The 10538-nt window shown below is 56.5% G+C and carries 12 protein-coding genes; 4 read left to right on the forward strand and 8 right to left on the reverse strand.

Going from position 1 to position 10538, the window contains the following annotated elements; genetic code table 11:
* Positions 1 to 87: 87 nt before the first annotated feature.
* The 7 genes from B149_RS17810 to B149_RS0105295 all read right to left on the reverse strand — a co-directional run bounded on the left by B149_RS17810 (position 88) and on the right by B149_RS0105295 (position 5651).
* On the reverse strand, positions 88 to 945 hold the full coding sequence (locus B149_RS17810; RefSeq protein ID WP_018124126.1) for a cyclophilin-like fold protein: 858 nt from the start codon (positions 943 to 945) through the stop codon (positions 88 to 90).
* A gap of 17 nt (positions 946 to 962) precedes the next feature.
* Positions 963 to 1499, reverse strand: coding sequence for a flavodoxin family protein (locus tag B149_RS0105265; RefSeq protein WP_018124127.1), 537 nt, complete (start codon positions 1497 to 1499; stop codon positions 963 to 965).
* 109 nt (positions 1500 to 1608) lie between these two features.
* Positions 1609 to 2346 carry a carboxymuconolactone decarboxylase family protein gene (locus B149_RS0105270; RefSeq protein ID WP_018124128.1) on the reverse strand — a complete coding sequence of 246 codons (738 nt, stop codon included), beginning with the start codon at positions 2344 to 2346 and terminating at the stop codon, positions 1609 to 1611.
* A gap of 10 nt (positions 2347 to 2356) precedes the next feature.
* Complete coding sequence (locus B149_RS0105275) at positions 2357 to 2839, reverse strand: (R)-mandelonitrile lyase (protein ID WP_018124129.1); 483 nt, start codon at positions 2837 to 2839, stop codon at positions 2357 to 2359.
* A gap of 40 nt (positions 2840 to 2879) precedes the next feature.
* Positions 2880 to 3287: a cupin domain-containing protein gene (locus B149_RS0105280; protein ID WP_018124130.1), complete on the reverse strand. Its 408-nt coding sequence runs from the start codon at positions 3285 to 3287 to the stop codon at positions 2880 to 2882.
* 100 nt (positions 3288 to 3387) lie between these two features.
* The gene (locus tag B149_RS0105290; protein WP_018124132.1) at positions 3388 to 4425 is read right to left on the reverse strand and encodes an alpha/beta hydrolase; all 1038 of its coding nucleotides are present in this window, start codon (positions 4423 to 4425) and stop codon (positions 3388 to 3390) included.
* 38 nt (positions 4426 to 4463) lie between these two features.
* On the reverse strand, positions 4464 to 5651 hold the full coding sequence (locus tag B149_RS0105295; protein WP_018124133.1) for an iron-containing alcohol dehydrogenase: 1188 nt from the start codon (positions 5649 to 5651) through the stop codon (positions 4464 to 4466).
* Positions 5652 to 5826: 175 nt separating this feature from the next.
* On the opposite strand from B149_RS0105295, the gene B149_RS0105300 reads away from it, so the two are divergent.
* From B149_RS0105300 to B149_RS0105315, 4 genes are all read left to right on the forward strand, one after another.
* On the forward strand, positions 5827 to 6711 hold the full coding sequence (locus B149_RS0105300) for an AraC family transcriptional regulator (RefSeq protein WP_026167464.1): 885 nt from the start codon (positions 5827 to 5829) through the stop codon (positions 6709 to 6711).
* Positions 6712 to 6757: 46 nt separating this feature from the next.
* A complete protein-coding gene (locus B149_RS0105305) occupies positions 6758 to 7690 on the forward strand; it encodes a DUF362 domain-containing protein (protein ID WP_018124135.1) in 933 nt (310 codons plus the stop codon).
* Position 7691: 1 nt separating this feature from the next.
* Positions 7692 to 9263, forward strand: coding sequence for a 4Fe-4S binding protein (locus B149_RS0105310; protein WP_018124136.1), 1572 nt, complete (start codon positions 7692 to 7694; stop codon positions 9261 to 9263).
* 477 nt (positions 9264 to 9740) lie between these two features.
* Positions 9741 to 10250 carry a hypothetical protein gene (locus B149_RS0105315; RefSeq protein WP_018124137.1) on the forward strand — a complete coding sequence of 170 codons (510 nt, stop codon included), beginning with the start codon at positions 9741 to 9743 and terminating at the stop codon, positions 10248 to 10250.
* Between the two features lie 53 nt (positions 10251 to 10303).
* Here B149_RS0105315 and B149_RS0105320 read toward each other — a convergent pair.
* On the reverse strand, positions 10304 to 10538 hold a 235-nt coding region (locus B149_RS0105320), incomplete at its 5' end, for an integrase core domain-containing protein (protein WP_018124138.1).

Below are 10538 nucleotides of genomic sequence, written 5' to 3' on the forward strand. Positions count from 1 at the left end.
CGTTGGGTGTCGTAAGCCTGAAACACGGCAATGGCGTATGCAGCCTGTTACGACACGCCGAAAGTTGGTCATCTGTATGGTCCCGGTCTACTGTGAGCTGTCGGGAGTGACCCGAATTTGACCGGAGAGGGATCCGATATGTTCGGCTCCTTCGACGGCGTGCCCCAGTCCATAGAGTCCCGGAGCAGAGCGGAAGTCATCATGGAACAGGACCACATCCCCCCAAGGGGCGTAGTAGGCCAGAGTTCCCTTTCGTACGTTTTCCGCAAGCGGCGTATTGGAAGTGCTCAGCTTTTGCGGAGGATAAAAAATCTTTTCGTTGCTACCGTAGTCTTCCACTGCGATGTTCAATGGCAGCTGCCCGTACAATTCTTTTGCGGCCTGACTGTCATTAAGCTCATAGATGACCGTCTTGCCACCTGCTGTCACTGCTATCCGCATGACGTTCTCCTTTTCCGAACTGGATGATTGCACCTGCCGGATGACGGCTTTTCCAGACATCGCGGCAATCTCTTCAACACCGCTCAACACCACGCCAAGGCGGTGCATCTCGTCCCCTGCATGAAAATCCCTGTAGAGCATGAACACGTCGCCCCAGGGCTCGTAGTAGCTCAACTCGCCTTTCCTGCCGTCATGATAGGCCTCTTCCGGCTTCACGTTCAGCTTTTCAGGCGGATAGAACATCCACTGCGCGTCGCGAAAGTTGCTTAGCTCCAATTCAAGTGGAAGCTGTTCGTGAAATTCTTCTGCAGCGACGGTGTCATAAAGTCGAAACGTGGCACGTTTTCCATGAGAACTGATCTCAACCTTCATGTCGGAAAATGAAAGACCATGCTGCCGACCTTCCGTGGCTGTGGATTCTCCCGCCACGGCATTCAACGGGAGGAAATGCATGAAACCTGAAAGAATGAGGGCAAAAAACAGCCAGATCATAACACGATTCATGAAAGACCTCCCAAAGCTCATGCATTCCCCCCCGCTTCATATGCCTCGTTGAGAACGCGCATCCCTTTGACACCGCCCTCACCCCACACGCCGGTGGCAGCGATGATGCCCTTTTCCTCGATTCCACTCAGGCATCCCGTGAAGACTCTGAAGCTTTCAACGGCACTTTCCACCGGAAGACTGCCCCCGGCGGCGGCAAGAAGATAATACACTTCCTTGTGATGGATCATCGTATACACGGGACAGACCCTGTCCATGAAAGTCTTCATCTGGCCATTGAAAGAACGAAAATAGACCGGGCTGGCAAGAACGAGGACATCGGCAGCGAGCAATCCGGCAAGGATATCACGCATGTCATCGTCCTGAACACATGCCCCGGGATTGCCGATGCAGGAACAGCATCCGGTACAGTAGCTGATGTCACTTTCCGCAAGGCGGATCTTTTCAACGACATGCCCCGCTTCCTGTGCCCCGCGCATGAATTCGTTGCAGAGGATGTCGGAATTACCCTGCGCTCTGGGACTTGCCGATATTATCAGTATGTTTTTGCTCATGGAAAACTCGTTTACGCCTGCCGCATTGATAACCGCGCACGCCCGCCCGGAACGCAGAGATTCCGTTCCGGGCAGCCGTGCGTCAAATGAGGCTTTTCATTCTTTCCGGCTACTGACGATCCGCCAGAACCTTGGTGAGAACCTCTCCGGCGTTTTCGGCGCGCTCTTCGTCCACTTGATCGGCAAGCACCGTGATGAAGTCGTGCAGTTGGCCTTCGGTCAGCCCGGTATTCATGGCCGCGCTGAAGTGGAAAGTCAGCGGCCCGTTTACGCCGGTCATGTTCGCCAGCGCGGCAATGGTGGCCAGCTCGCGCTCCTGATGGGTCAGAATGTCGCGGGCGAAGATGTCCGCGAACAGATGCTCCTTGAGGAATTCGTCGATGATCGGCGAGAACTCCTGATACGGAGCCGGGTTCTCGGGGACTTCGTCCAGCCCCGCCAGGTCGGCGCGCACTCGGGCGCCGTATGTGTCCCGGTCCAGATCCTCGGGAATCGGCGACGCTTCCCTGCCGACTTCATCTTCGATGCCTTGGGCCCTGCGCTGTTCCATGACATCCATGAAAGCCCATATGCCACCGAGACTGCGGGGGAATCCCGCGTATGCGTACATCTGGACTAGGACTTCCTTGACTTCATTGACGGTCAACCCGGAATCCAGCCCTTCAGCCAATTCTGGCTTCAGGCGTTCGATTTCTCCGCTTGCCGTAAAGGCGGCAATGGTGACAATTGACCGCTGCCGGACGTCGAGTGTGGTTTTCTTTTGCATATCAGCTGCCTCCGATGCCGCAGCAAGACCGAGGGACATAACGAGTGCGATAAGGATCGCGGTGCATTTCTTCAGATGCATGCTCGGCCTCCTAGCGCTTCATGTATTGTTCATCCGTGACCTTTTCCTTCCAGACAACGGCCTTGCCGTCCTTGACCCCGGTAACCACGAGATGGGTCATGGGGGCATCGGGAGTCGCCCCGTGCCAGTGGTCCACGCCCACCGGACACCAGACGGTCTCGCCTTCATTGAACTTGATGACCTTTCCGTTGCGCGTTCCGGTCAGGGCCGTGCCTTCGGTGACGATCATATGTTGCCCCGCCGGATGCCAGTGCCATGCGGTGCGAGCACCGGGCTGAAAAGTGACATACGCACCGGAGTACGAGGCCGTATCGTTCTTCGGGAAAAGCATGTCCACCTGAACGTCACCGGTGAAGTACTCCGCAGGGCCCTTGAAGGATTTCTGCGTCCCTTGGCCGTAAAGCACCTGAGATTTTGAATCAGCCTCCTGTCCCGCGTAGGCGGCGGATGCGACCAGCGTCAGAACGACCAGCATAAAGAACACTCTTTTCATCGAAGACTCCTTGGTATTGCCGTTTTCGTATCGCACAGGATCAATCCAGCGCGTCGTATTCTTCGTCCGTGACCGGGGCCACCCATTCGTTGGAGCGGTCCTCGGCCGGGACCTCGACGGCCACGTGCGCGAACCACGAATCCTTTGCAGCACCATGCCAGTGCTTGGTTTCAGGCGGGATGTTGACCACGTTCCCGGGATGAAGCTCCCGGGCAGGTTTTCCGGCCTCCTGATACCAGCCGCGCCCCCCGGTCACCAAAAGTATCTGTCCGCCTTCATGATGGATATGCCACCAGTTGCGGCACCCCGGCTCAAAGGTGACATTGGCTATGAAAACGCCCTCGGTGGAGAGCATTTCAAGGTAGCTGGTGCCGGTAAAATATTTTGCAAAGGCCTCATTCTTTTCGCCTTTGGGAAAAAGTCCTTCTCCATCGAACGTATTACTCATGTCCATTCTCCCGGACCGGTTTTCATATTTCAGAGACTGCCACGAAATGCCGCTTGCCGCCCCCGGCAACACCAGGGACGGCAAACGACGCTAGGGGGGACTATTTCAGCGCCTTGGTAAAGAAGCCGTCCAGCTTGTCCCAAGGGATCAGGTCCACGCGATCGTAAAGATCCACGTGATTCGCTCCGGGAACGACCACCAGCTCCTTCGGCTCGGCCGCCGCCTCATACGCATCCTCGGTGAAGTAACGTGAGTGAGCGTTCTCACCCATGATAAACAGGATGGGACGCGGAGAGATTGACTCGATGCGGTCCAGCAGCTTGTAGTTCATGAAGGCCATGTCGCTGGTCATGGTGAAGTGGGTCGTGGAGCGGGGATGATGGCCGCGATCCGTCTTGTAGTACCCGTAAAACTCGCGGGTGATGGGGTCGGTGTCCTCGTCAATGGTTTCAGGCAGGCCGAGCGTTTTGGTTTCGGCCCCGGCGTATTCCTTCCAACGCTGTTCACCCAGCTGTTCGAGGTAGGCGTTGCGCTCTTCCTCGGTCCAGGAATCCTTCCAGCCATTGGCCTTGACCCGGCTCATGTCGTACATGCTCACCGTGGCCACGGCCTTGATGCGGGGGTCCACCTGCGCCGCGCTCAGGGAGAAACCGCCGCTGCCGCAAATGCCGATGATCCCGATCTTTTCACGGTTCACGTAAGGGCGGGTCCCCATGTAGTCCACGGCTGCGTGGAAGTCCTCCACGAATCCCTCTACCGACGAAATCTGGCGCGGAAAACCGCCGCTCTCGCCGTTATAGGACTCGTCAAAGGCGATGGTGACGAAGCCTCTTTCCGCCATGGCCTGCGCATAAATGCCGGCGCCCTGCTCCTTGACGCCGCCATAGGGCGTCCCCACGATGAGCGCGGCATAGTCCTTGGACGCATCAAAGTCCTTGGGTTTGAACATGTCGGCCGAAATATAGATTCCGAACCTGTTGTGAAACTCGACTTTCTCGTGAATCACCTTATCGCTCAGTGGGTATGTCTTATCCCAGTACATATCGTTCTCCGCGCAGGCTATGGTTGCAATCAGGACCAGAGTCAGGGTCGACATAATGGTCTTCATCATCTTGATCATCGAAACGCTATTTTTCATTGCGACCTCCAGTGAGAAGGCGTTTACGTTTCTCCGCGCTAAAGCGCGGAACGGAATATCCCGACCATATCCTCGACGCTCATGGACGGTCGTCCGGGCAGGTTGCCATTTCCATCGCTGACGATCTTCAGCGTATCCTTTGCATAGGTCTCGAACAGTTCGTCGCCTATGCCCAGCTCTGAGAAACGTGTCGGACAGCCTATGGAGCGCAGGAAGGTCTCAAAGCGGTCAATCCCCGCCAGAGCGCAATTCAGGTCCTCCGGAGAATCAGCCTTGAGACCGAAGACGCGTTCGGCGAACTGCACGAACTTGGCGGTGTTGCTTCTGGCGGCAAATCGCATCCACGCGGGATTGATGACCGAAAGACCCGCCGCATGGGTCACGTCGTGGTGGCCGGAGAGAGTGTGCTCCATCATGTGCACGGGATACGGTGCGTCGGTGCCCGCCTGTAGCCAGCCGTTGAGGGCCACGAGGGCAGCCCATTGCACCTGGGCACGCGCCGTCAGGTCCGTACCATCGGCAATGGCTTTCGGTCCCCACTCCATGGCAGTCAAAATGACGCCCTCGGCGAACCGGTCCTGCACCGGAGTCGTGTCAATGCCGTTGAAATAGGCTTCGGTCACGTGGGTAATGAGATCGCAGACGCCGTAGGCAGTCTGGTCTTGTGGGACGCTTACGGTCAGCTCGGGATCGACCAACGCGGTCTTGGGATAGAGCAGCGGAATCTGAATGAAGGATTTGACCTTGTCGTTCTCCTTGGTGATGACCGCGCCGCAGTTGCTTTCCGAGCCGGTGGCGGCCAGCGTGGGGACCGTGATCACGGGCAACGCCTCGGTCGGAACGTAGACATTTTCCTGACCGTGATGAATCATGTCCCAGGGGTCGCCGTCATAGAGCGCCGCGGCGGAGATGACCTTGGAAGCGTCCATGACACTGCCGCCGCCAAGGGCGACGATCACATCGCAGGATTCCCTTTCGACGATTTCCGCCCCGCGTGCCACGGAAGCGATGCGCGGGTTCGGCTCTATGCCGTCGCATTCCACATAAGAGATCCCCGCAGCCTTCAGACTTTCCACGGCCCGGTCAAAGATCCCGTTGCGCTTGACGCTGCCGCCGCCGGTAACGAGCAGAGCCTTGCGGCCGTATTCTCCCGTCAGTTCACCGAGCCGGGAAAGATTCCCGGCGCCAAATACGATCCGGGTCGGGTTCTGAAATTCGAAGTTCATTATGCACTCCTTTAGTTTTCATTCGTCGATGAAACCTTTTTAAGGAGTTCGCGGACGGGCTTGAACACACATTTCTCTCAAAACCTTGCCCATTCCTCCAAACAGATCGTTCCGCTATTGAAATATACGCGAGAATAGTGTCCATAATAAGGTTGAACATTCTGGAGGCGCACGAATGTCTAAAATGACTGATTTACTTACTGATCTCGCAACCATAGACGGCGATGCCGTCGAATCGAGACTCAAGGGCGTACGTTTCTTCAAGGACACCAAACATGTTCGGCGCAGGCCGATGTTGTATAATCCTGGAATCTGCATCGTTGCCTCGGGCCACAAGGAAGGCTCGCTGGGCGGCCAGTCCTTTCGCTACGATGCGAACAATTATCTGGTCACTTCCGTTGCCATGCCCTTTGAATGCGAATCGTTTCCGGGCGAGAACTGCCCGCTGCTGGGCATGTACATCGACATAGACATGGGCCAGCTGAATTCGCTCATCAACGACATGGATCTGCAATCAGAACTGGCGGAACTGGATGGCAAGGATTATCCTCTGGGCATAGGCCCGTCCGCCATGGGCGAAGACATGGAGGACGCGGCAGTCAAGCTGCTGAAGGCCCTACGTTCGGAAAAGGAAACCAGAATTCTGGCTCCGGGGTTGGTACGTGAAATTTATTACCGCGCCCTTTGCGGCTCGCAGGCGCCGGTGCTATATTCACTGGCAAGAGGAAAAAGCTCCTTCTCGCAGGTGGCCCGCGTCATCAGTCTGCTGGAAGGAAACTATTCCGAACGGTTCGACGTGCAGCAGATGGCGGATTCGGCCCACATGAGCGTTTCGGCCTTTCACAAGGCCTTCAAGGAAATCACCGCGGACTCTCCCCTGCAGTATCTCAAGAAGATCCGACTGGCACGCGCACGCGACCTCATCATCCAGAAAAACATGAAGGCCTACCTCGCCGCCGATGCCGTGGGGTATGAGAGCACCTCGCAGTTCAGCCGCGAGTTCAAGCGCCACTTCGGCCAGAGTCCTGCGGACGTCATGCGGGAGATACGGTCGGCATAACGCAGTCGAGCAACATGGAATACCATCTAACACTGGAGGGAGAGCCATGGATCGCCGTGATTTTCTGAAACAAACCATCAGGGGCGGAATCGTTGCGGGATCCATCCTCGCTTTCGGCGGCGTGCGCGCATTCTGGAGCACGCCCGCCATTGCCGCAGGCCCGGAAAACCCATGGGACCTGGTGGCCATTCGAGGCGGCGAGCCGGATGAAATGTTCGATAGCGCCATCAGTGCCTATAACGGCATGAAATCTTTCGTATCCCGAGGCGACAGGGTCGTCGTCAAACCGAACATCGGCTGGGACGTTTCCCCCGAACGTGGCGGCAACACCAACCCCAAGCTAGTCGGACGCATCGTTGAACACTGCTTCGACGCCGGGGCCGCGGAGGTGATCGTCTTCGACCACTCCTGCGACAACTGGCGGCAGTGCTACCTGAACAGCGGCATTGAAAACGCCGTGGAGGCCGTCGGCGGCAAGATGGTCTCGGCGGACAGCGAAGGCTACTACAGGGAGGTCTCGATACCCGAAGGCCGTCGCCTGAAAACGGCTCAGGTGCACAAGGCGCTGCTGGACGCGGACGTGTTCTTTAACGTTCCGGTCCTGAAGGATCACAGTTCATCGCTGATCACGGCCAGCATGAAAAATCTCATGGGCGTGGTCTGGGATCGCTGGTACTTCCACCGCAACGACCTGCACCAGTGCATCGCGGACATGGCTTCCTTCCGCAGGCCCGACCTCACCATTCTGGATGCGTACCACGTCATGATGCGAAACGGTCCACGCGGAGTCTCGGTGGAAGATGTGGTGCAGATGAAGGCACAGGTGCTCTCGACGGATTTCGTGGCCGCGGACGCCGCCGGTGCACGCCTTTACGGGGTGGACCCCGACGAGGTGCGCCACATCAAGCTCGCTTCCCAGATGCAGCTTGGCAGGATGGATCTCAAGAACCTGTCCATCAATCGCATCAAACTCGGGTAGAATGCGACAGCGCAACCTGAAAACGCTGCGGGTTGCAGCCGCCCTCGTCTTTCTGGTCTCGACCTCGCTTCTTTTCCTGGATTTCAGGGAAGCAGGGGCCATAAAGCTTGCCGACGCCGTCCTGTACCTGCAATTCGTCCCGTCGCTATTCAGTTTCCTTGAACAGGCGACGTTGGCGACAGGGGGCTTTCTCGCGGTACTGCTCGTCACAATCCTTTTCGGACGCATATACTGCTCCACGGTCTGCCCGTTCGGGACCCTGCAGGATGCAATCAGTCGTGCTGCCAGCCGGAAGCGTCGCAGATTCGCCTTCACCAAACCGCACAATGTTTTGCGGTATTCCGTGCTGGCCGTGACCCTGCTGGTGTTTCTCGGCGGAAGCGGGCTACTGGTCAATCTTCTGGATCCTTTCAGCAATCTCGGACGCATTCTATCCAACCTCGCCCGCCCCGCTCTCATCGCAGCCAACAATGCCGTGGCCCCCATTTTCGAAGCTTTCGGGTCTCACGCTCTGTACAGGGTCCAGTGGCCGGTCATCGCGCCGGTTTCCATCGGAGCAGCCATGGCGATGCTTTTGCTGGTGGCATGGCTCAGCCTCCGGCACGGGCGCCTATACTGCAACACGCTCTGCCCTGTCGGCACGTTGTTGGGGCTGATCTCAAATCTTTCACCGGTTCGCATCCGCTTTGACGCGGACACATGCCGAGAGTGCGGACGCTGTGAGCGCGTCTGCAAGGCAAGCTGTATTGATTTCAAGAGAAAGAAGGTAGACGTCAGCCGTTGCGTCGCCTGTTACAACTGCCTCAGCGCCTGTCCGGACAGCATCCTTCACCTGAGAACCACGCTCCCCAAAGGTCGGGCAGGCAAGGCGGATTCCGGCAGAAGGAAATTCATCATAACACTGGCGACCGGCGGGCTGGGACTTGCCGCCACCAACGCAAAAGCCGCCCTGCCGCCCGGCTTTGTCCCGAGCCGCCCCACGACAATCCCCGAGAACCGAACCAGCCCGGCCTCGCCGCCCGGTTCGGTATCAATAGACCACTTCACCGCCAAATGCACGGCGTGCCACCTTTGCGTTTCCGCCTGCCCATCGCGGGTACTGGTCCCTTCACTGTTCGACTACGGGCCGTCCGGCATCATGCAGCCTAAAATGGGCTTTGCCTCCGCCCATTGCAATTTCGACTGCACCGTCTGCTCACAAATCTGCCCCAGCGGCGCCATTCTGCCCCTGACGAAAAAGCAAAAGCACCGCACTCAGATCGGCAAGGCGCACTTCATCAAGAAAAACTGCGTGGTATATACCGACAACACCAACTGCGGCGCCTGCTCCGAGCACTGCCCCACCAAAGCGGTACGCATGGTGCCTTATGAAAACACCAAGGGCCGCAAACTCGTCATTCCCGAAGTGAACCAGAAGATATGCGTCGGCTGCGGAGGCTGCGAACACGCCTGCCCCACCCGGCCCTACAGGGCCATTTACGTGGATGGAAACCCTGTACACAAACGCGCGGAAAAACCCGTCATCAAAAAGCTGGAACCAGCACCTCACATGGAAGAAGATTTTCCCTTCTGATGCTTGAAGCACATGCTTTCGATGAATAGGGAAAAACCTATTTTCCTACTCCCTACTGAACCACAGGAATATTTTTAGGAAGAAAGAAAGGCACACTACCGCGCAGAAAAACGTAATTCCGTCTGTTCGGACACCACTTGCAGGGCAAGGGAACGAGTGAAAGCCCCCGCACAAGCTGGAAGGTGTGCCTGAAGAACTTCGTGTCATCTGAAGCGAAACTGAAGCTGTGACACGGCACCAGTATTGAGCACTAGGGGGTATCCGTGGCTTATTTCTCGTCAGGCAGTGAAGACTCGAAAGGGTATTAGAAGATCACTGTCGAAGTGAGGAACCTTGGCCCCTTTGCTGCTGAAGCCAGAATTCAAGTTGTCGGAGACGTATGGGAAAGCACGGGGCATATGTTCCCTGGGCAGTCCAGGTCTTTTGAGTTCACGAAATTCGGAGAAATACCGTTGCCATGGAAAGTAATGATCATGTATGACGGAGCCGAAAATTCGAATATTCAATATTTTATTCGAGGTTGAATTGAAGTTCGCAATTGCTATTCTGCTTGTCGCCTCACTCGTACCCACGAACACTTGGGCGCAATCTGTACTGAAGCTTTCGTGTGGCGATATCACCAAAATCGAGGTGTGGCGTTTCCGAGGAAGGGCTTGGCGTTGTCCACCCAACGATGGAGGCAGCAGAGATGGGTATCACTATCCAATCATAATCTACCTGACGAAGGAAGCTCAGAAGCGCGTGAAGCAGGTTTATGACTCAACCGAAGAAACTCCATTTATGGTTGATGATTGTAAATTCCTCATTCAGCATGTGCAAATAATGGCCAAGGAGATACTCATCGAGAGCGCTGATCCCACCAGGGACAACTTCCGTGGAGACGAAGGAATCATCATAACCAAGAAAACGAAAGAAGCAGCCTTTGAAGCTGCTCGGCAAATCTGCGCTGACAAGGTGGAGACTGCCGTGTTTACGGACGGCAGTTGAGTTAAGACGAAGTGTAGCGGTCCAGGGTTTTCTGGACACAATTTTGTCCTTAATCACGCCGCGCACTCAGTGAGCACGATCTGCCTTTCGCGGACCTGGCTCGGCGTCTTGTAGCCGTGCCTGCCGATGATCCATTGCCGGTTGTAGGTTTCCTTGAATTTCAGCAGGGCCTTCCTCAACTCTTCGACCGTGTTGAATCGCCTGACCCAAAGCAGATTTTCCTTGAGGATGCGAACGAATCGTTCCGCGATGCCATTGCCTTGGGGCTCACGGACGAATGACGGGGAG

This window comes from Desulfovibrio oxyclinae DSM 11498 (assembly GCF_000375485.1).
Taxonomy (GTDB): Bacteria; Desulfobacterota; Desulfovibrionia; order Desulfovibrionales; family Desulfovibrionaceae; genus Pseudodesulfovibrio; species Pseudodesulfovibrio oxyclinae.